General features: G+C 44.2%; 16 protein-coding genes. 2 read left to right on the top strand and 14 right to left on the bottom strand.

The features are described from left to right. Positions 1–57 precede the first annotated feature (57 nt). The 3 genes from F551_RS0100880 to F551_RS0100870 form a co-directional block, all read right to left on the bottom strand. Positions 58–1527 carry a PepSY domain-containing protein gene (locus tag F551_RS0100880; protein WP_026296575.1) on the bottom strand — a complete coding sequence of 490 codons (1470 nt, stop codon included), beginning with the start codon at positions 1525–1527 and terminating at the stop codon, positions 58–60. Between the two features lie 25 nt (positions 1528–1552). Continuing rightward, positions 1553–3736 carry a TonB-dependent receptor family protein gene (locus tag F551_RS0100875; protein WP_018995581.1) on the bottom strand — a complete coding sequence of 728 codons (2184 nt, stop codon included), beginning with the start codon at positions 3734–3736 and terminating at the stop codon, positions 1553–1555. A gap of 75 nt (positions 3737–3811) precedes the next feature. Next, on the bottom strand, positions 3812–4204 hold the full coding sequence (locus tag F551_RS0100870) for a hypothetical protein (RefSeq protein WP_018995580.1): 393 nt from the start codon (positions 4202–4204) through the stop codon (positions 3812–3814). Positions 4205–4452: 248 nt separating this feature from the next. On the opposite strand from F551_RS0100870, the gene F551_RS0100865 reads away from it, so the two are divergent. Next, positions 4453–5211 carry an SDR family NAD(P)-dependent oxidoreductase gene (locus tag F551_RS0100865; protein WP_018995579.1) on the top strand — a complete coding sequence of 253 codons (759 nt, stop codon included), beginning with the start codon at positions 4453–4455 and terminating at the stop codon, positions 5209–5211. Between the two features lie 11 nt (positions 5212–5222). Here the strand turns inward: F551_RS0100865 and F551_RS0100860 are convergent, their stop codons facing one another. The 4 genes from F551_RS0100860 to F551_RS0100845 all read right to left on the bottom strand — a co-directional run bounded on the left by F551_RS0100860 (position 5223) and on the right by F551_RS0100845 (position 12148). After that, positions 5223–5846, bottom strand: coding sequence for a TetR/AcrR family transcriptional regulator (locus tag F551_RS0100860; protein ID WP_018995578.1), 624 nt, complete (start codon positions 5844–5846; stop codon positions 5223–5225). A 129-nt stretch (positions 5847–5975) separates the two neighbouring features. Next, positions 5976–8441 carry an outer membrane protein assembly factor BamB family protein gene (locus F551_RS0100855; protein ID WP_018995577.1) on the bottom strand — a complete coding sequence of 822 codons (2466 nt, stop codon included), beginning with the start codon at positions 8439–8441 and terminating at the stop codon, positions 5976–5978. 126 nt (positions 8442–8567) lie between these two features. Then, entirely contained in the window at positions 8568–9626 is a 1059-nt protein-coding gene (locus F551_RS0100850) for a VOC family protein (protein WP_018995576.1), read from the bottom strand. 2 nt (positions 9627–9628) lie between these two features. Further along, positions 9629–12148: a TonB-dependent receptor gene (locus tag F551_RS0100845; protein ID WP_018995575.1), complete on the bottom strand. Its 2520-nt coding sequence runs from the start codon at positions 12146–12148 to the stop codon at positions 9629–9631. Between the two features lie 591 nt (positions 12149–12739). Between F551_RS0100845 and F551_RS0100840 the strand changes: the two genes are divergently transcribed. Next, positions 12740–13486: an SDR family NAD(P)-dependent oxidoreductase gene (locus F551_RS0100840; RefSeq protein WP_233355185.1), complete on the top strand. Its 747-nt coding sequence runs from the start codon at positions 12740–12742 to the stop codon at positions 13484–13486. 83 nt (positions 13487–13569) lie between these two features. Here F551_RS0100840 and F551_RS0100835 read toward each other — a convergent pair whose 3' ends face one another. The 7 genes from F551_RS0100835 to F551_RS0100805 all read right to left on the bottom strand — a co-directional run bounded on the left by F551_RS0100835 (position 13570) and on the right by F551_RS0100805 (position 21612). Further along, positions 13570–14334 (bottom strand): SapC family protein, encoded by a 765-nt coding sequence (locus tag F551_RS0100835; protein ID WP_026296573.1) that lies wholly within the window; start codon positions 14332–14334, stop codon positions 13570–13572. A gap of 12 nt (positions 14335–14346) precedes the next feature. Next, on the bottom strand, positions 14347–15858 hold the full coding sequence (locus tag F551_RS0100830; protein WP_018995572.1) for a tryptophan halogenase family protein: 1512 nt from the start codon (positions 15856–15858) through the stop codon (positions 14347–14349). Positions 15859–15940: 82 nt separating this feature from the next. After that, on the bottom strand, positions 15941–18751 hold the full coding sequence (locus F551_RS0100825) for a TonB-dependent receptor (protein ID WP_033404357.1): 2811 nt from the start codon (positions 18749–18751) through the stop codon (positions 15941–15943). A gap of 98 nt (positions 18752–18849) precedes the next feature. Beyond that, the gene (locus tag F551_RS17345; protein WP_018995570.1) at positions 18850–18987 is read right to left on the bottom strand and encodes a hypothetical protein; all 138 of its coding nucleotides are present in this window, start codon (positions 18985–18987) and stop codon (positions 18850–18852) included. Positions 18988–19101: 114 nt separating this feature from the next. Continuing rightward, positions 19102–20004, bottom strand: a complete 903-nt coding sequence (locus F551_RS16020; RefSeq protein WP_018995569.1) for an SMP-30/gluconolactonase/LRE family protein — start codon at positions 20002–20004, stop codon at positions 19102–19104. Positions 20005–20019: 15 nt separating this feature from the next. Then, positions 20020–20661, bottom strand: a complete 642-nt coding sequence (locus tag F551_RS0100810; RefSeq protein ID WP_018995568.1) for a 2-dehydro-3-deoxy-6-phosphogalactonate aldolase — start codon at positions 20659–20661, stop codon at positions 20020–20022. 18 nt (positions 20662–20679) lie between these two features. After that, positions 20680–21612 carry a 2-dehydro-3-deoxygalactonokinase gene (locus F551_RS0100805; protein WP_033404356.1) on the bottom strand — a complete coding sequence of 311 codons (933 nt, stop codon included), beginning with the start codon at positions 21610–21612 and terminating at the stop codon, positions 20680–20682. Between the last annotated feature and the right edge of the window lies 1 nt (position 21613).

Below are 21613 nucleotides of genomic sequence, written 5' to 3'. Positions count from 1 at the left end.
AGAATACAGTCACCGTGTTCCATTAAAATAAGATAGAACACGGCGACCAATCCAAATCTAACGTCGGCGGCGTTTGATATCCATTTGCAAACCCAACGCCGCAAGAAAACCAAGACATAACAGCACTATAATTGCGATAATTACGTTTTGCCCATCACGCCCCGCCATTCGCAAAAAATCGAACTTGTGAAGTTGAGAGAAACTCCATTGTTCAGGCTTTGCAGAATGGAGTGTTACATCAGCCAATACACCTGTTGTTGTATCTACGAATACTGTCGCATTCACAGGCGCTCCATAGTCAAAGCGCCATACAGGCAATCGCTTATTTCGAAAATCGTATCCCGAACCAAATCGTGTGACTATGCCAGCATCTTCTATCAATTCACGATCATTCTGCGTGAATTTTTCACTCAACTGCAATGCCAACTCTTTGTCACCCTGCTCTACAGGTAATCCTGTGGATGCATCTAAATAAATAGCTGGACCGGTACGCTCCACCCCATCATATCTTGCATTTCGAATTTCTGCGGCTGTGTTCGGACCACCACTGCGAGGTTTTGCAATACCCAAACGATATAAGAGGTTACCGTTTACATCCTCAATGATAGAAACCGTTGATACATTCAGCCCCGCGCTAATCTCTTCCCATTGTTCATGAATTGGAAAATGAGCTTTATTGAGATCGATAGGTTCAGATAATTGTAGATTGCTCACAGGCGGCACCGCAGCAAATGTAAGCAAGTGAAACAGACCACTGGCTGAATAAGACAAGATCGGTAAAGCCAATACATAACCAGCCAATCTATGCCATCCTCGCACACCCGGCGCACGAGCTTTTCTCTTGATCAACAGCAACATTCCAATACCTGTCACTGCAATTGAAAAAAGAGACAGCATAAAGAGTGAAATCAGAACAACACGAGCCCAATCGGCATCCCTTGGAAACCAGCTCCAAGTATGAAGCCAGCGAAATCCTGTTTGCACTGTGTGCTTGAAATTATTGGATAATCCCGCCGATGCATTGGTTTCGGTATACACAAAGATTGAAAGATTATCGGGTCTATCAAAACTGACTTTGTAAACCGGCAAGAGACGATTCACCCAAGGATATTCTGGAGTAAATTCATCTACCCACTCAACTGACCGAATATCTTCTTCTGCCTTTGTATAATAACGCGCCAAATACTCAGCATGCTTTACATCATAGTTGATAAGTTCTGTTCCATTTACCAGCTCAAAATACTGCCTTGGTTGATTGGCTTCAATCGTGACCTGAAGAACATTTTTACCATCAGATGGAACAACACGAACAGCACTTGCCTTTTCTATGCCTGCAGTTGCTAGCGTCTCTGACAAGGGATGAACTCCTTGCAAATTTATCGCCTGCTTAGGAGGAAAGAACACTGCTTGTTGCGGTCCCCACGTCGTCATAATCGGATGCAAAAGGCCTGAAATTCCCCAGATTAGCAAAGCTATTCCAGCAATCAGCCCTAGCATGCGATGATACTTTATCGAGAATACACGCATAACAGTGCTCCCTTCTCAACTTAAATTAAAATGAAGATTTCAAACCGACATACACTGCTCGGCCTGTGCCAGGTGTGAAGATATTCCCGCCTTGTTGAGAGAAGTCTCCAACAGTTGATACATTGGAAATATAGTTTTTATTGCCAATGTTCTCGATAGAACCAAATAGACTCACCGTTTCAGTCAAATCGAAACCAGCATTCAATCCAAAGAGAGTGTATCCCTCAACCATGAATGTGTTTGCATAGTCACCCCAAGGTCCCTCAGGCACATGCCGCATATTTACAGAAGTGTAAAAACCATCCGTTTCATAACGTAGCTCAGTCACATAAATTTGCTCAGGTATCCCAGCCAATTTGTTTCCACTCAAGGATAAATCATTGAGACGTCCAAATGGATCTAATGGCTCACTATCGAATGTGAAATCATTAAATGTATACGCATTTCTCCAAACAAAAGACGCGCCATTTTCATTCATTTCTTCAGATGATAAATCCACATCAAACCCAAGCTCCAATCCTTGGTGAATTGTATCTCCTGCGTTAAATGTTGCCGATACCGCTCCGCGGGATCCTGGGAATGGAAGTTCAACAAACTCATTCTCGATTTCACTGCGATATACAGCGACATCCCAAGAGTAACGCCCTTTCTGTCCACGAGACCCCAGTTCTACCGTCCATGCTTTTTGGGCCTGCAAAGGTGTAAAGTCCAAAGCACCGCCAGCCGTTAAGTCAGACATGTTGGCTGGTTCAAAGGACTTATTGGCATTCATGAATATTTGAACGTCGTCATTTACATCCCAAAGCAAACCAATTTTTGGACTAAACTGAGCTTTTGTAACCTTACCGTTTTCACCTGCCTCGCCATTCATGACATCTTCGGTTTCACGAATGACATTCACATACTGAACACCTGCAATTGCTGTCAGGTTGCTAGTGAGAGACAGGTCAAACTGCCCATATGAGACAATATTTTCAGCTGATTGATCACTTCTTGAACTTTGTTCCCCTCGGCGACCAAAGTCGTTTACATATCTCCGCGCATCATTCTCTGATGAGCTAATCTGGGCTCCAAAAATCCAACCAGCATCCAAGCCAAGTACACTTGTCTGACCATCCAATCGAATAGACGCTCCCACCTCATCCTCTTGCTGAACAATAATACCCGCAAATCGCGTAATCGCGTGATCAAGATCACGATATGCGTACCAAGCACCCACTTCCATATTGAAGCTTTCAAATGGCATCACCGTTTTATTAGCCAAACGATATACGTCGAGGTTTCGATCCCAATCATCCCCTTCAGGGCCTGCATCCAGAACAACAACCGGACCGCCCGGAAAAAATGGACCGATAGACACACCAGGTGGGTTGGCCCGCGGGTTATTCATTGCCTCATCAAAAGTTAGGCTACCAGATAATTCAAAGTTGTCGCTTAACGCTGTAAGATAAAAGCGCGTATCAATTCCGGAATCGAACTTGTATCCTAAATTTGAATGACTATAGACACTGTTCACATCGGAATGATCTCTAAAGCCGTCTGATTTCAATCCTGTCAGACCGGTATAAAAATCCCATTTTTCACCTGCATGGGAAAGGCTTGCGCTTCCTCTAAATGTATTGAAGCTTCCCGTCTCTAAGCGCAATGATGCGGTTTCGTCACGGGTTCGTCCTGTTGGAGTTACAATATTAACCGCCCCTCCTAAAGAAGAAGCACCGTAGCGCAATCCATTTGCACCTTTAAAAACCTCGATATAGTCGATTGTAAGTGGATCCACTTCTTGGAACTCAGTCGCTCCACTCGCACGAGAAATTGGCACACCATCACGCAAAACAGTCAAACCACGACGCTCAAAAGTGGAGTTCAATCCGGATCCTCGAATTGACAAACGACTTTCTCGCTGCGCTGAAACATCAGCAAAGACACCCGGCGTGTATGTCAAAGCATCCCCGATGCTTTGCGCAAAATCATCAAGGAAGACATCAGCTTCAACTAAACCAACGGCTCCAGGTACGCGCTCAAGAATTTCACGAGCTGCGGCTGAATCAATTGCCGTTCCACTCAATTGAGTGCCTGTTAGCACAACTGTATCCATCTGCATGCGCTCTGAACGTTGGCCCACCCCTTGGGCCGAAGCGGTGCCAGAAAAAAAGACAGATGACGCAGAAAGGACCGCAAGACTTGCAGCCGTTTTAAGATAAAAATTCACGAATTTATTCTCCAATAACCTGCGCACTTTTCTTTTAATGAAACGCAGGACAACCAACCAAAAAATCAAATAGATTTAGGCTGGGTATGGAGGCCCTCTGGCGGGTAATTGGTATTGGTTTTGACGCCCTATCGGTGGTCCAGTTGAAGGACGCGGGATCGTGAGGCTAGCCCACACGCTCGTTTGAACGAGATGGTCATATTCGACCGTTTTCTCCACATCCACTGATATTGAAAATGCACATTTATTATAGAGGTCAGCACTGTCTTGAGGATATTCATTTCCATCGAGATCACTCTCATCGGTCTGACCTGTAATTGGATTCCAATTTACCCAATGCCCATCACAAACTTGAATTTTAATGCTGTCCCCGTTTTCACTAGGTGCCAACATCCATCCGGCAGGAACTAAAGCGCGCACAAAGACAATCATTGCAGCAAATGCAATGAAGGATTGTTTCGTACTCATAGTTTGATAGCCGTTCCTCAACATATCGGGCACCTAAAAGGAACATCTCGAATTGTCAATGATACGAACCTAAAGTGGAACAAAACGCCCCACCCGCTTGCTGACCAATAAGCCAACAAAACACTCTGACGTCTACTAAAACCACTTAAAATATCAATTTTCCGCTAATTTTGAAATTGTTATTGACTTTTTTTCCAATAACCTCATCCTTAGAGGCAGCACTTATAGCAACCACGGCAGAATGAATTATGATGGACCTCACCAACCACGTTGCAGTTATCACGGGCGGAAACGGCGGACTCGGCCTCGCAATGGCGAAAGGTCTTGTCAAAGCAAATGCAAAGATTGCGATCTGGGGAAGAAACAGCGAAAAAAATCAATTAGCCCTAAGTGAACTCAAAGAACTTGGGGGCGATGTAGAAAGCTTCACTTGTGACGTTACAAATGAAAAGAATGTCAAAGAAGCAATGGCATCCACTATTTCAAGGTTTGGAAAAATAGACAGCTTTTTCGCAAACGCGGGAGGCGGCGGAGTAACTGGCCCCCTTCACGAATTATCTATGGATGATTGGCGGTTCAATGTTGACCTAAACCTCACCAGTGTAATCCTTACATTTCAGGCAGCTATACGCGAATTCCTAAAGCAACAATCTCCTGGAAAACTAATCGTTACGTCTTCAGCCGCAGCTATTGTAGGCACACCTAGAAATACAACCTATTCCGCAACCAAAGCAGCAGTAAACGGATTAATTCGAGCACTTGCAATTGAACTTGGACCAATGAACATCCAAGCAAATGCTATTCTACCTGGCTATATCGAGACTGAAATGTCCCTAAACGCACCAGCAATATTTCGAGAAACTTGCATGCGCAGAACGGCAAATGGAAAAGGCGGCCAACTAGAAGACATGGAAGGAATCGCTGTTTATCTGGCATCACAAAAAAGCAATTATATGACTGGTCAATCGATCGTTTTAGATGGCGGCCAGTCAGTCAACGTTTTCTAGCTTTATTCTTTTTAAATCTTCAACTTCCGTATGGAATTATCATTATTGACAGCTGACAATGATCCCAAAATCATTGTCACTGTCAGATCTTCTATTTTTTTTAGTTCCATTTCCGAATGCAAAAGATAATTTCCAGCGGCTGCAGGCAATCCAAACGAAATATCCGTTGCTGCGCGCGCAATATCTGGATCCAGTCCGAAATTGCGGACCACTATCTCGGTGAGGTATTCAACAGAAGTCTCTCTACTATAGTCAGTCGGATTGGATATATCAGATAGGCTTGGCTCTGACTGCAAACGCTCAATCAACAAACCACGCTTGGCAATATACGACAGATACTCATGCGTCACGCCCCTGACCAATTCTTCAAAAGTTTCAGCATTCTCCGCAGCTTTTGCTTGATGAAAGCGTTGCTCTTTCAGCTCACGCTCCAAAAGCTCCTTCAAAAGCTCAGTTAAGTTTTCAAAGTAATTATAAACAAGCGATTTACTGACTCCAGCCTCACGCCCAATCGCATCCATCGAAACTTGAGCAACCCCATCACGCGCGACAATAATCGCGGCACTGTCCAATATAAGTGACCTTCGCTTCTCGGGACTGAGCCGTGTTCTGGTTTTTGTCGCTTCTTCAGTCATGTTATATACTTTTACGCAAGAGAGGGCACACAATAAGCCGCTGCACCCTCCAGATTATTCTTGATTCTATAACACTATGCGTAATTTAAAATTGAAGAAAGCCTTTGACATGCCCCTCAATTGTTAAAGCTATTCATCAAGCGCATAGGCGATAACATATCCGCCCTTCCCATCAATAACACTTTGACTATCTGTGTAGTTCCCACTGACTGGATCTCTCGGATATCTCCATCCTGGATTTGGCACTGTTACAATGATGTATTGCTTGCCGGACTTCTCAGACACATAACTCATGGGCGTGGCCTGCCCGTTTCCAGGCAATTCTTGCGACCACTCCACCTTACCTGTTCTTACGTCAAATGCTCGCACCGTTCTGTCCATAGTAGAACTCATAAAAGTCAATCCGCCGCGCGTTGTCATCGTACCTGCTCGCACAGGAGTACCCACACTAAATGGCAATCCAGAACGCCAACCAAATGGACCGGATTCCTTCATGCTTCCCAGCGGGCGTTTCCACATAAGTTCGTTGGTATTCAAATCGATAACAGCAATCTGAGACCAAGGCGGCTCAAAACAAGGAACCTGCGTGCCACCGAGCAAAGGCAACGCAAATCGAGACATAAATGGCATGGTCACTGCATAAAATTTGATACGGCGATGGTCGTAAGGGTCGCTTGCATCAGCTTCCCCCATTTCAGGCATTGGTCCCTCCGGGTCCAAACGAACAGCTGGATGATTTTTACCCAACAACAAAGCAGCTCTAGGACCAGCATCAGCCACTTGCTCAGGTGTTACTTGAAGAATGCGGTTTGCGAGCAACATAGGTGCAGCTACCAATAATCCATTGTCAGCATCAACAGATACACTTCCCCAATTAAACCCTCCGAAATTGGCAGGAAATAGCAAACTGCCTTTCTCTGTAGGCGGTGTAAAATGCCCCTCATATCGCATCATTTTATATTCAACGCGGCACAGTAGCTGATCCAAAGGTGTTAGGCCCCACATATCCTTTTCATGCAAGAATGGACGAAAATGCGGCAACGAAGAGAAAGGTTGCGTCTCAGCAAGATAATCCCCTATCACTGGATCTTGCGGAACTGGGCGATCTTCAATTGGGTGCACCGGACTTCCATCACGGCGATCTAGCAAGAAAATTTCACCACGTTTTGTTGGCACTGCAACAGAAGGTACCTGCTCTCCATCTTTGCGCACATCCAACAATACAGGTTGAGCAGGAACATCATAATCCCACACATCGTGATACACTGTTTGAAACTTCCAAACAGTATTTCCCGTTTCAGCATCTATGGCTACGACTGCAGATGAATATTCATCATCAAATTGCCTGCGTTCCCCCCCATAGTAATCTGGTGATGCATTACCAGTAGGCGCATAAATGAGATCCAATTCGGCATCATAACTCATTATAGACCAAACATTTGGCGTTCCCGGCGTATAGGTCTCACCTTCTTTTGGTTCGCCTTTGTAGTCTGGGTTTCCAACATCCCACGCCCAGCGAAATTCACCAGTAATAGCATCATACGCGCGGACAACACCTGAAGGCAGACCTAAATCTTGAGAGTCCAGGACTAAACCACCAACAACAAACACATCGCCCGCAACAAGAGGTGGTGATGTCACGTAATAATCATCAGGCGCATGAGGACTCATACCCTTGCGCAGGTCGATTGCCCCCTCTTCCCCAAATTCCGTACACAGCTCACCTGTCATAGCATCGACAGTCATCATTCGGGCATCGACAGTACCAGTGACTATGCGCTTTTTACACTCACCCTGATAACTTTCAGGCGCTTCAAAATAGCTAATACCGCGGCATGTTTTTGCGTATTGATGTTGCGCAGTGGGTTCAGACTTTGTGTCATATCGCCAAACCTCTTTGCCTGTCGTATCATCGACAGCGATCAACACATTGTTTGCCCCGCAAAGATACAACAGACCATTCACTTGAAGAGGTGTCATTTTGAAGTCATCTGACACACCAGTACGAAAGCGCCATACTTCTTTTAATTTCGAAACATTCTCAGTGTTGATCTGATCAATTTGAGCAAATCGAGTCCCCCCATCATCATTACCATATTGACGCCAATCTTGAACCGTTTCCGGGCTTTGTGAATCAAATTCAGATCCGGTAGAATTTCGTTCATAGCCTTGAACCGCTGACAATAGCAGGGCAACTCCCCCTACTCCCATTCCGCATTTCAATAGAATTTGCGACGCCGGTAATTTTGGAAATTTTGCAACCGCAAGCCCCCTTACAAATTCACGCCTCCAAGGCAATAAGAAACAACCACCAACGACGATCCAAGCAGCAAGGCGTGGAAGTAAGGCCATAAAATCTAACCCTGCCTCGAAAAGTGACCAAACAATAGTCAATCCGAGCATCAAAGCATAAATACGAACAGCCCATTCATTTTTGCGAATGTAGAGAGTTCCAACTACCAACATTCCTATTCCGGCTACCACATAATATAGGCTGCCTCCCAGGTAGGTTAAAAATCCACCAAGCAAAGTCAGGTATATACCGACCAGCATAAGAAATATTATAAAAGCCCAGTTGAAAATTCTTGCTACCATTACATTTGCCTTAAATCTAAACTCGCTGGCTTAGTGAATTTGTTAAAAGCCTTCGGGAAGGAGTAGATCCTATTTACTCCTTCCCCACAGGCTCACCCGTGCATTCCACTTGGGAGAGGAAAAACACTACATTAGATTGCTCAAAAAATTGTCTGATGAAATTATGGATTCCGGCGACGCTTCTTGTAGCCCAAGTAGATTGCCATCTGGGTCACGAGCAAAAATCACCTCCCCACCATCAAGCATCTCTTTCTCAGAAACAATTGTACCACCGGCTGCAACAACCAAACTGCTAACAGCATCGGCGTCCGTCACATCAAGCATAATCATGTTGTATCCATGCGCCTGGATCGGACGGGTCCCACTCAACTCTTGAGGTGGATGACTATGATATTGGGCCAGCTCTAGTTCCAAATTTCCAATATGAAACCAAGCCATAGTGAGTTTAGAACCTTCCATACCAGCAACCCTATCAATCTTTTTAGAAGAGATATTGTCAAAACGTCTAGGAGCTTTTGCTTCAAGAAGCTTCTGATAAAATAAAGCCAACCTCTCAACATCACCAGTTGCTAGCGCAATATGGCGCATTCGATGGTTATGTTTGGGTGGCTCTTTCAACTTTGCCGCTTTGATGTCGACGTGTTCAATTTCAACAATCGTGTCATCGAGATCTTTTACATAAGCATATTTGACGGGTCGAAGAGGATTTAGCTGAACCATTTCTGGATCACCTATAGTCTTGGCACCATTGTTTAAAAACTTCTGGTAAGCTTGAATCTTTTCGTCCACCTGAAAGCAGACATGCATCATGCCTGGACCATTCACGGGAACAGCATCAACTTCTGTATGATCATTCTCCGCAAACTGCATTAGACGCAATTGAGCATTGCTGCTCCTCAACATAACTGAATCCACAACTAGCCCGTCTTCACCTGCGAGTGAATCCAGTACTGAAGTTTGCTCCAGCACCTTTCTCTCCACAACTTCCAAGCCTTCTATTGAATTTGAATAGAAAGCTTCAGCAGCCGCCAAGTCAGAAACAGATATTCCAATATAGTTGACACCTTTGATTAGTTCCGACTGAGAATAGTGATCGGTGCTTGGCGCTTTGTTACATGCAGATACAAATAACAAAGCCCCCATTCCGATTAGCAGAGCATTTAAGTGTTTAACTCGTTTCCGCATTTCTAAAACACCTTCCTAACAGTCACACCATACGTGGCAGGCTGATTGGTAAACCCAGAAATTGAGCCTGTTTGAAGCAATGTTGGGAATGCACCGGTGATATATTCTTCTTCAAATATATTTCTTCCCCAAACTGAAAATGAGAGATCATTATCAAGCGTGATCCCAGAAGAGGCATTCACAAGATCGTACTCTTGCTCAATGCCAATCAATTGCTGATTAGTTGGGTTATCAAAGTAAGGCGCTCCGCTTTGGTGCCTCCAATCCGCGCGTATATACCAATTAGCTGAACCAATATCACGGTCATAAGATATTGAAGTTGTTGTCGTCAGATCCGGTCTATTCGCAGGTTTAGTACCTGATAAATCCACAACAGTTCCACCCGGCCCTGGTGCGCCTTGGAAATCGTCATAGTTAGCATCCATCCAAGTACCATTTACACCTAGCCTCAGATTATCAGTGATCGCCCAATTTGTTTCAATTTCAACACCTTGCGTTGACTGCTCCCCAGCATTAGCAAAAGCAAATCCGCCTGTTTCACCACCCAAGAATAGAGTAGCTTGGAAGTTTTCAACTTTTTGATCAAACACAGCCAAGTTTACAGAAAAGCGATCCCATTGAGCTTTCATCCCAATTTCAATCACTTCAGTTGTTTCAGGGGCGGCATTTCGTGTTCCTGGAACCAAGTTGGGAACAGCTAATCCAGCGTCTGCAATTGGAGATGAAGGCAGAGGGAAACCTGCTGTAAACAGGTCTGCAGTTGGCTTGCTGTCTCGACCAAGATTCCAAGACGTGGCCTTGAAACCGGTCGCGTATGACCCATAAAGATTGACAGAATCCGTCATGTCATAAGCCAAACGCACCGTATAAGTCGTATCACTGTCATCAGAACGGCCATCTTCAACCGCATTTGGGAAATCAACAAAAGGACGAAGGAATTGGAAACTACGGAAACCCAACAATGGGTTTACTCCAGGGGTTTGAGCTTGAGCAGGCGTTAAACCAAATGCAACGACACCAAGCCCGACGAAATCTAGAGCAGCAAAACTATCTGTATTTACCTGATTCACATACACTTCTTTTTCATCTGCAGTGTAATTCATCCCTACAGTAGCTGTTAATTTATCAGTGATGCGCCAATCTAGAGTTCCAAAAATAGACCATGCTTCATTTTCCTGCCCTCTGTTTTCAAATGCGCCTTGACCATCCTGGAAAAACGCCCCTCCCGGTGGTAGACCCAAAGTAGCCTCAAGCCCATTGACCGCACCTCTGGATGCAATGTCAACAAAACGTCTAAGGTCCGCTCCGAAAGTAAACTGCCCTTCAACATCCAGGTTTTCTTTGAAATAATAACCACCCACCATCCAGTCGAATGAAGAATCACTGGAGTTAGATGTCAGACGGATTTCCTGAGAAAAAGTATCCAATTCAGAATCATTTACACTCAATGCGATGTCAGCAGAAGAACCTCCATCACCATCAGCGAATCGATAGTTTTCTGAAGTACGGTACGAAGTGATTGATGTTAAAGTGAACGGATCAAAATTCTGATCCAACTGCAATGAAACACCTGAATTTGATATCTCAGAGCGAGGCTGGATATCAGTATACGTATCATAGCTGAATGGATCTTCTAGAACTATGTCTCCAAACTGAGAAAAGACAAATCTGGTTGTAGTACCGGCAACTATGTTTGACGTTAAGCAACAACTTTCGTTGATTTCGTCGCGATCGACAATCAGACGAAAGGTGGTGTCTTCAGTTGGCTCATACTGCAATTGACCACGAATTGACCAACGATCCTTATCGTTTAAATCTTGTCCAGTTTGCAGGTTCTGACCATACCCATCCCGCATCTGAAAGTTGCCATCCAGACTAAACGCCAATTTATCTGTCAGAGGGCCTGTCATACCTGCTCGCGAACGCAACAATCCATAGTTTCCTGCCGTAGCCGAAGCATAACCTCCCCACTCAAATTCTGGAGCCTTCGTAACCAATGAAATCACACCGATCGAGGCATTTTTCCCAAATAGAGTTGATTGCGGTCCACGCAACACTTCAACACGTTCGAGGTTAGGCAAATCAGTAATGGATGATGATGCTCTAGAACGATAAACACCATCAACAAATACACCTACAGAAGGCTCAATACCTCCGCCACCGCTGCCGCTAGCAAATCCGCGGATACTGAAGGCTGTGCTGTCTATGGTCGATCCAGTTGTAACTCGCAATGATGGGACAAGAGACTGAATATCAGCGATATCTTGAATTTCAGCTTTCAATATCTCTTCATCAGATACAACTGACACAGCTATAGGTGTATCCTGAAGTGTCGTTGCTCTTTTTGTACTTGTAACTGTTATAGCGTCCAGCACTCTTCTTTCAGCTTCAGTATCAGCCTGCTGCTCTTGAGCATAAGCTGGCAAGCCCAGTATCGCGGCAACCCCAACACTTGCACTCAACCCAAGCTTTGTCCCCTTACCCCAAGCCTGATGAATTAACCCAGTAACCTTCTTTGACATTTGCTTCCTCCACTGCGTCGGACCCGCTTTTTTATCTGCCCGAACATTTTTATTATAATTTTAGTCAATAAAGATTGGCTACAATTAATTTATTGGCAAGAGGAGATTTTTCAAAAATTCGCTTTTTTTTGAAAATCTATGATAATCAACGCGCGAAATCATTTAAGAAAAAATTGAAGTGCTCTTTAGTGGAGCACAAGCAAAACTCTTTTTAAATTATTGTTTTTAACATGTTTTATGAAATTTTTCAAAACACATCAATATCAAGCACGTCAAATCGAGCACTGTTTAAATGTCACACTAACTGTAATAATAACTCCTACCTCGTTCACTCCAGATTTGAGGTTAGTTTTTGAACTAAATCTATCGAATTTGAAAATTGTTCAATAAAATAATACTAGCCACCACTCGCTCTAACATTGCATCTAAAGGCCATTACCGCCCCATGAACCTTACTTTTGTTATCTTGATTAAAAAGCAGCGAGCAAATTTCATTATTTGATTTGTGCTCAATCCATTCAGCACATGGAAATACCAAAAAAAATAAGCTAACTTTAGCAATTGAAGTATTTGGAAAACTTGAGATTTATTTTGAAGAAATCAGTTATAATAACAGGCGCGCAAGGCGGCATCGGAATGGCCCTGTGCCAAGCCTTCAAAGCCGAAGGATGGTTTGTAATTGCGACTGGTCGCTCAACCAACCAAACAACTTCCAGTGATTTTGATGCTTTTATCCCAGCAGATTTAAATGAGATTGCTTCCTCCCCCGAAAAAGCAACTGAATTTACCTCGAAAGTCAGCGAGTATACAGCTCAATCACCATTGAAAGCGCTGATCAATAACGCAGCCATACAAATTTTGGGTAGCACTGAAGATTTAAAACCTGAAGACCTCACTTTAAGCTTCAACGTAAATGTACTTGCACCATTCGTTCTCACTCAACAGTTTCTAGAACAACTCACTGCAAATAAAGGCTCAATCTTAAACATAGGCACTGTGCACGCCCAGGCGACAAAAGCTGAATTTCCCGCTTATGCCACAACAAAAACAGCGATGCACGGACTAACAAGATCGCTTGCAGTGGACCTAGGTAAGAAAATTCGTGTGAACACACTAGCGCCAGCAGCGACTGAAACTCCAATGCTCAAGGCTGGCTTCGAAGGCAAACCCGAAGCCTATCAAGAGCTAGCAGACGCACACCCGATTGGCCGTGTTGCTGATGTATCTGAGATTGCAAAAGCTGCACTCTTTCTTTGTTCAGACAATGCCAGTTTTATCACGGGAGCCACGCTTTATGCGGATGGCGGTGTCCTCTCCCGTTTACACGATCCCTGTTAGTTCCAATTGATCTCCCTGATCTGTGTTCCGTAAATTGGTACTATCTAAACTTGCCCATAATCCTTCTGGTTATGGGCATTTTTTTAGATCAAACTATTAGCTTTGGCGATTTCAATCTCCAATTTAGCAATCTTCACAAATCCCTCAGTTTCATTGTGTTTACGGATGAGGCCATTTAACTGAAAGATTGAAAAGAGCATCGCATACAATGGCCCTAAAAAACCCTTTTCATTGAGCATAGCCAATTGCTCGGAAGTTAGCGATTTGAGCTTATCTTCATTAACAATAGACAGGCCACCGATTTTATTTATTGGGCCATCTGCCAGATGCAGAGATATAACAATCGGTACATGCAGATTTAAACTATCAATCGTTTTGAAAAACTCATCGGTTAGGACTGCATTTTTAGCATTTTCGACCAACTGCGCTTGAATTTGGCTAACCCATAAAGCAGGTTGCCCCGCCCCATCGAACAGAGCCTCCCCCTCTTCGCCCGAAAAGCACGGAGAATTTAATTCGGCTCCTATGACAGGTGACTGGCTCTTATCTTCATTGGGCAATAACTGAAAAGGAAATGTGTGCATTTCCGCAGGCAAGAAACTCGAACCCCAAAGACCACCTGATAAATAGACATTTTTATTGGGTTCAAAACTGGTCAGAGCCGATAGAGAAAAACTACCTGTGCCTTGAATTCGACTAATCAAAACCGGAAAGTCCACAATAGCTCGACTCACTTCCGCGACGTTGAGCGCCATCATGTGTCGCCCCTCCGCATACAACATCGACCTTTGCGAACTGACTTTAATCGTTTTATCCGCAATGTTGCTCAATGGCGTTAAATTACTCATATCCGATCCCTATCAGGCGCTTAGCCAGTGGTTTATATAATTTCGATGCGGGGGTAAGTCCCTCAATAATTGCTGAGTTACCGTTCGATTCTTCTCAATAATGCGATTTGCTTGTTGTTGCTGATCATACAAATAGGATTGCTCAGAAAAGTTTGGCTTAAATCCCATCCCATACAAAACATATTGATAACTCGCTGCCGGAAAAAGCTCTGCAACGCCGTCAAAGTCGGATTTGATTGGACCTCTGTTCTGCCAAATAGCCAAATCTTCTTGGAGCGTTTCCGGAATTGTGTCAGGATTTGTATGCGCCTTCCAATAAGGCTCTTCTCGCTTAGTTAGCATGTAGTGTAATTTCAAAAAGTCTACGATACGCTGCCAACGATAATCCATTTGCTGATTGAAGCGCTTTGATACAACTTCCATTGCGGCCTCATCAGAGAATAAATTCTCTGCCACATAACGCGCAACGACTTCGACAAGCATTATAGCGGTAGCCTCTAATGGTTCCACAAATCCTGTTGCCAAACCAACCGCTACACAATTTTTCTTCCACCCGACTTCTCGATGCCCTGCGGAAAAGCTGATTTTGTTCACATCCAAATCTGCGATCGATCTACCAACATAATTCTGAAGATTATGCATGGCTTCATCTTCGGATAAATAATCGCTAGCGAAAACATGCCCTACACCCCGCCTATTCGTGAGGCCGATATCCCATATCCATCCAGCATTCTGACCCTCTGCGATCGTATGACAAGCAATGGGGTCATTCTCGTTTTCATAGGGAACGCGCAAAGCCAACGCTGTGTCATTAAAGAGAATATCATCTACAGATTTATACTTTACGCCAAGCGCCTTCCCCAACAGGAGTGATCTAAACCCTGTACAATCCACAAACAAATCGGCACACAATTCAAAAGCTTTACCATCATTCTCAAGAGATAAACCAGCAATGCCTCCATCTTCGCCCAGCTGCACATCTCGCACCGTGCCTATAATGTGCTCTACACCTAATTCATCTCGACAATAATTCTTAAGCAAATCACCCAGAGCCCCAGCATCCAGATGATAGGCGTAATTGCAAATACCTTGATATTCGCCTTCTGTTGGAGCTCGCGGAGCCAAACCCGCCTGACAAACAGCCTCTTGGTAATTGGATTCCTTTGCAAAGCTAGCAACATCATCAAGGTAAGGCGCTAAATCTATATTCCCATAACCAAGCGGCACGGTAAAAGGATGATAGTAGAAATCATCATTGCTTGCCCAGTTTACAAATTTTGCCCCCTGCTTGAAGCCTGCAAAACACGTTTTGAAGAGTGTTTTTTCGTCAATTCCGATTGATCGTATTGTATTACGAAGCGTTGGCCATGTTCCCTCACCTACACCAACTGTTGGGACATCAGCGGCTTCAACCAAACTGATTTTCAATTGACCATCAGGCCGATTTTTATGGTGCGCCGCAATGATAGCCGCACTTAACCAACCAGCTGTACCACCGCCAACAATCAAAATCGATTTCTGCATCTTCAGTCTCCCAATAAAAAGGGCCGATAGTCACAATGCTACCGGCCCAAATTGAGCGTTAAGTTAATTTGCTATCTGCAAATTACCAAGTAGCACGAACACCTACAGCGTAACGCGAACCATTGTCTTCAATGTTGTAGATCTGGTTCGGGAAACGACCATACTGTCTTAGCTCTTCTTCAGTAATGTTGATACCTTCAAAGAAGACTGTGTATTGGTCTGTGATGTCGAAGCTAGCACTTACATCCACCTGTCCAAAGGCTTCTGTATTCACTGGCTCACCGTTAAATCCGTTATCGATCTGACGCAGGAATTCATCACGGTAGTTATAAGCGATACGTGCTTGCAATCGATCATTCTCATAGAAACCAACCAGGTTGAATGAGTCACCAATACCCTCAAGCGAGAAGTTCGTTGAAGAAGTTGGGTCGATTGTTACGTCACTGCTTACTAGAGTTGCGTTAGCAGCAATACCAAAACCCATATCAAACACGTGAGTGATAGCGATTTCCACACCTTCTACAGATGCAGATTCACCGTTTCGAGGACGTGTAACAGTGTAAATTTCAGAAGCACCATTTAGCTCTTCTGTGTTTGCTACGATGTCGTTGTTTGGATCCAAAGCCCCATTCACACAAAGCGCATCAGCACAGCGGAAACCGTCTGCAGCAGTACGGTTGGTCAGCGTAAACTCTTCAGTACCCGTCAAGTTAACAATGATGTTGTCAATATCTTTGCGGAAAGCAGCAATCGAGAACACGCTGTCGTCTGAATAGTACCACTCATACGAAATTTCGAAATTCGTAGATAAGAATGGGTTTAGCGCTGGGTTACCACCAGAAGCAGTCAAGTTCTGACGACGCGGCTCACCAAAGTTTGTCGCAGGCGACAATTCAGAAAGAGTTGGACGCGTAAGAGACTCATAAGCTGCGAAACGAAGCTTCATGTCTTCTGTCACATCAAAAGTAACGTTCAAGTTTCCAAGGAAATTGTCGTACTCGCCGCTTTCTGAAAAGTCAGTTGCAGGACCAAACACGTTGGAGAACAATGTTAGGTCAGATGTTGGAATAACATCTGCGATGAAACTTTGAACTGCAGCAACATCTGTTTCAGTGTCTGAGTAACGCATTCCTGCATTGATTTCTACCGGAACAGAACCAGCATCAAATCCGAATGTGAAATCGGCGTATGCACTGATGATGTTCTCTTCAACTGTGTAACGGTTGTTTTGAAGAACAGGAACAATCGGAACACCTTGATCAGCAAGATACTGAACGTATGCATCACCATCGTAAGTGTAGAACGTATCAATCAACCCGCTGAAGAAGTTGTTTGCCGTGAATGGTCTGAAGTTCAAAACATCATTTGGTGCCGGTGTGCCGTATCCACAGAATGCACATTGGTTACCAAAGATTTGGAATTGTGATTTCTCACGAGATTGATTGTAGAAACCAAAACGAACCTCTTCTACACCTTCAACATCTGGTGTGTAAGTAAAGTCAGCTTTGAACTCAGTGATCTCGTCCTCATCCGTAGGACGGTTACCTTTTTCATTGTAGTGCAGGCGACTTAAGCTTGCGTCCGGAAGACTTCCATCCACAAAACCATCATGTGCAACAGTTGGTGTTCCACCCGTACCATCAAATGAGTAGTTGTTGATAATCCCGATCACGTTGAAACGGTCGCGCCCTGCACGGTCATTTTCAGCCGTTGAGTGAGACAGATCAATGTTAGCATTTAGGTTATCTGAAATATCCCAATCAACATTGAAACCGAAACCTAGCGTTTCTGAATCGCGAGAATTTCGTGTGTGAGACACAAAGTCAGTCGCAGGGTTACCAGAACCACCACTCAAACCAATCTCTTGAGTAAATGAAGTTAGAGTACCATTTTCATCAATTGTAGCACTTCCAACACGATCTGGCTCAAACCATGAAGCAAGGTCAGTTACCTCTGAATCCACTTCAAACTTTGAATAAAAACCGTCCAAAGTAAGAGTAATGCTGTCGGATGGTGCATATTGAAGCGCAAGACTGGCGTTTGTACGTGTACGCTCTTGATCATCAACAATTTGGTCCCAGTTCCGAGGAATATAAGCGTTCTCGAAAAGTGTTGTTGTTACGCTATTGTCAGTGGCTGGATCATTATCTGGGTCAACAGTGTTTGAAATTGTCTGACCAGGTCTCCAACCCGCTGTTTCAATGCGGTTGATCTGCACCTTACGCTCTTGGTGGCTCAATGCCGCGAGAACACCAAACTCATCATTTGCACCAAAAGTGTTGCTGATCAAGAAAGAAGCAGCCGGAGAAACTTCTTCTGAAAGGCTCTCATATACACCCTTAACAGAACCAGCCATTTGCAGACCTGGGTTATCAAATGGACGCGCTGTAGTTACGTTGATAGTACCACCGATACCGCCCTCTTGGAGGAAAGCCTGACCACTCTTATATACAGTCGCGCCCGTGATTTGTTCAGCAGCTAATGTGTCAAAATTAAACTCACGACCACCACTATCAGTTGCAACTTGGCGACCATTTAACAGAACTGTGTTGAACTGCGGACCAAGTCCACGCACCGTTACCGCTTGACCTTCACCACCTGAACGGTCGATCGCAATACCTGGTACACGTTGTAGCGACTCAGCAACATTCAGGTCAGGAAACTTACCTAGATCTTCAGAAGCGATAGAATCTGTCACACCTTTTGCAGCACGCTTTACATCCATTGCTTGCTGCAAACTCTTCCGAATTCCAGTTACAACAATAACGTCCTGATATGCTTTTTCTTCGGCTGCAGGTTCTTCAACACTCTCTTGAGCGATTGCGATTGGAGCCATTGCAAGCATCGCTGTACAACAACTTGCTCCAAGCAGGATATCTTTAAAACTCTTCATTCAGTCCTCCCGGTTTTTAGTATCTTATGCTTGCATATTATGACACTAAACCTGATGAACCATGGTTGATATGGAGTTCGCTTGTGCTTTTTGGTATTCTATATCGTGTTACCTTTAGCCCAAATCACACCAACAACGCCCATTTTACGGTGTAATACAGCATTCAAAGCGAGTATATCAAAAATAATGGTATATTTTGATACATTTTCACTCATACAAAAATGCAAGCGTCTCATGCATTTCTCCATGTGACAGTGACCAAAATGTAACGGTTTTGCGTAGTCTATCGAACCACTTCCCTAGCGGAATTTAATCAAAGCTCATCATAATGATCATTAGGAAATAACAATTTAAGCAAGATTCAGCTTGGCGGGAACGGAAGGACAACCGTCGAAGTCAGTCTCTAAAATAAATAGATTTCCCGCCTGTTTATCGAGTGATGCACCATTATCATCTTGAGGTAATCCATCAGAAGCTGATGTCACGAACAGTAAATTTAGTTTGGGCCCGCCCAAAGCCAGACAAGTGATCTGAGGCGTTGGCAATTCAATATCGAAAACACGTTTTCCTTGTTCGGAAATGACCGCTACACAGCTTCCATTCCACAAAGCAGACAGATAATTCCCAGCTCTATCTGTGATAGCGCCGTCTGGGTTCACACCATCAAATTTATAGACATCTTCAAAAACGCCAATCTGACAAGAATTCAAATCATAAGATGCTCGCTGAACCACTCCCGTTGGGCTGTCGGCAAAATACACATATTTTCCATCTGCTGACCAACACAACCCGTTTGAGATATGAATCCCACTACGTCCCACAATTGTTTTGTCTTTTCCTATCAGTCGATACAACTGACCAGAAGGAGCTTCACCGCTTTCCAATGGGCGCTCAACCATTGATCCGACCCAGAAATTGCCATTTGGGTCCGTACGCCCGTCATTCATGCGAACACCACACCCTTGCTCATAGGTTTTTGCAATCCAAATAACTTGCTCAGAGCTAGGAAGAAAGTATGCAAACCCCGTCTCAAAAGCGACGAGCAGTTTATCATCAGCCCCCTCAACAAAAGCAAATGCACAAACTCGTTCTGGAGTAGGATAAGAATTCAAGACTAAACTAGGCCAAGCAAGACAATAGAGTTTTGAAGATTGGATATCTGTCCACCAAACAGTGGAATCACTCTCTCGAAAAAGCACACCTTCACCGAGAGTATTCCCAACGTCTATAGTTTCAATGAGTTGTGCTTGCATAGATAGGCCTCGTGACTATTTCTTGGATCTAAAAGCGTTGATAACAGATACTAGCTCTTCAGCTTTCGCTTTCACTATTTCAGCCGTGTCCCCAGCTTTGTATATTCCTGAACCTATACCCACCCCATCAGCTTTATTTTCAAACCATACATGGGCGTTTTCAGCGTTAGCTCCTCCCACAGCACAAACACGGACTTCTTTTGGTAAAACTGATTTAAGGTCTTTGATAAATGTTGGACCATTGGCTCCAGCTGGGAATATTTTGATATTCTTGGCCCCCGCTCTAACAACTGCAAATGCTTCGGTTGGCGTTAGCACCCCTGGGAAAGACGCCATGTTATTGGCAACAGTTTCTTTCACCACATCAACATCTGCATTGGGGGATACAATCAATTGCCCACCTACTTCTTTGACTGCACGCACATCATCAGGTGACAAAACTGTTCCAGCACCGACCCAAGCTTGATCTCCCAGTTTCTCTACCAAGAGACGAATACTATCCAAAGGTTCTGGAGAATTAAGAGGAACTTCGATGACATGAACACCGGCCTCTACCAAAACTTGGCCAATCTCTAGCACTTCGCTAGGCTTTATTCCTCTAAGAATTGCAATCAATGGCATTGCATCCAATTGAGTATCTATGGTGTTAAATTTCATTTTTTATCTACCATCAATTTATAGTTTCATTGATTGAATTATTTGCGAAAACCCAAGAGATGAAGCTTTCAGGGTCACCATAGGCGTGGCGCGCTTTCCGCACGCTCGGATGGTGAGACAATAACGGTCCACAAGGCTATCATTTCCGATCACCACTATGTTTTGATCTAGATCATCCAATCGCATCAACGCACCAGCGACATCATTCGCGATTATAAGGCCAGACAAACGTTCTGCGGCCTGCGCTGCGGTTTCTCCCTTTAGAAGCTGGCCGGTTCTCGCGCTAAATAACTGATGCACAAATGCCTTTTGCGTCGCTAAAGCAGACTTCACGCCTTTTTCAAAATACGCGCTTGGTTCCACTGGCAATTGTGAATTGGATGGTATCAACACACCATTTTGTTTAAGGCCAGCAAATAACTCTCCAGCAACAGATGTTGAAAATGATTGAATCTGACCATCGAGCAATTTTACCCATTTGGCGTGCGTCCCAGGAACACACAAAACCTGCTCACCAATACTTAGTTCAGGGAATTCAGCTAACGCCCCCGCAATCTCTACTTCTTCACCACGCATGACATCAAATTCACCATCACTGGACTGATATTTAAGCCCCTTCACGATTTGAATTTCACGCCCCTGCTCCTGAAAACAGACTGTCTCAAGGAATTTGGACTTCTCGCAAATGGCGACGTCTAAGTAATCAATTTCTTTCCAGCCAATAGTCGAACCAACCATGCCAGCTAGAAAAATAGGATTGCCATCACTTCTGTCGAGCCAATCTGCGGCGACCTCGAAAAGCACATTACCAAACTGATCCTGCTGTACTTTCTTAGCACCAGGTCCTTCTCGGTCTTCTAGGACTTTGACATCCTCATCACAAACTTCGATGAGCATGAGTTTGAGGCTCGTTGTGCCCCAATTGCCAACAATGTATTTAGAATTCGACATA

The organism is Hirschia maritima DSM 19733, assembly GCF_000378345.1.
Taxonomy (GTDB): Bacteria; Pseudomonadota; Alphaproteobacteria; order Caulobacterales; family Hyphomonadaceae; genus Hirschia; species Hirschia maritima.
The sequence above is the reverse complement of the archived record's forward strand: the minus strand, read 5'-3'. Positions and strand labels throughout refer to the sequence as shown.

Coding starts and splice junctions, on each gene's coding strand:
- F551_RS0100835 (WP_026296573.1), bottom strand. CDS start 14,334: ATGAGTAATTTAACGCCATTGAGCAACATTGCGGATAAAACGATTAAA.
- F551_RS0100810 (WP_018995568.1), bottom strand. CDS start 20,661: ATGAAATTTAACACCATAGATACTCAATTGGATGCAATGCCATTGATT.
- F551_RS0100805 (WP_033404356.1), bottom strand. CDS start 21,612: ATGTCGAATTCTAAATACATTGTTGGCAATTGGGGCACAACGAGCCTC.
- F551_RS0100870 (WP_018995580.1), bottom strand. CDS start 4,204: ATGAGTACGAAACAATCCTTCATTGCATTTGCTGCAATGATTGTCTTT.
- F551_RS0100850 (WP_018995576.1), bottom strand. CDS start 9,626: ATGCGGAAACGAGTTAAACACTTAAATGCTCTGCTAATCGGAATGGGG.
- F551_RS0100855 (WP_018995577.1), bottom strand. CDS start 8,441: ATGGTAGCAAGAATTTTCAACTGGGCTTTTATAATATTTCTTATGCTG.
- F551_RS0100825 (WP_033404357.1), bottom strand. CDS start 18,751: ATGAAGAGTTTTAAAGATATCCTGCTTGGAGCAAGTTGTTGTACAGCG.
- F551_RS0100880 (WP_026296575.1), bottom strand. CDS start 1,527: ATGCGTGTATTCTCGATAAAGTATCATCGCATGCTAGGGCTGATTGCT.
- F551_RS17345 (WP_018995570.1), bottom strand. CDS start 18,987: ATGAGACGCTTGCATTTTTGTATGAGTGAAAATGTATCAAAATATACC.
- F551_RS16020 (WP_018995569.1), bottom strand. CDS start 20,004: ATGCAAGCACAACTCATTGAAACTATAGACGTTGGGAATACTCTCGGT.
- F551_RS0100830 (WP_018995572.1), bottom strand. CDS start 15,858: ATGCAGAAATCGATTTTGATTGTTGGCGGTGGTACAGCTGGTTGGTTA.
- F551_RS0100865 (WP_018995579.1), top strand. CDS start 4,453: ATGATGGACCTCACCAACCACGTTGCAGTTATCACGGGCGGAAACGGC.
- F551_RS0100860 (WP_018995578.1), bottom strand. CDS start 5,846: ATGACTGAAGAAGCGACAAAAACCAGAACACGGCTCAGTCCCGAGAAG.
- F551_RS0100845 (WP_018995575.1), bottom strand. CDS start 12,148: ATGTCAAAGAAGGTTACTGGGTTAATTCATCAGGCTTGGGGTAAGGGG.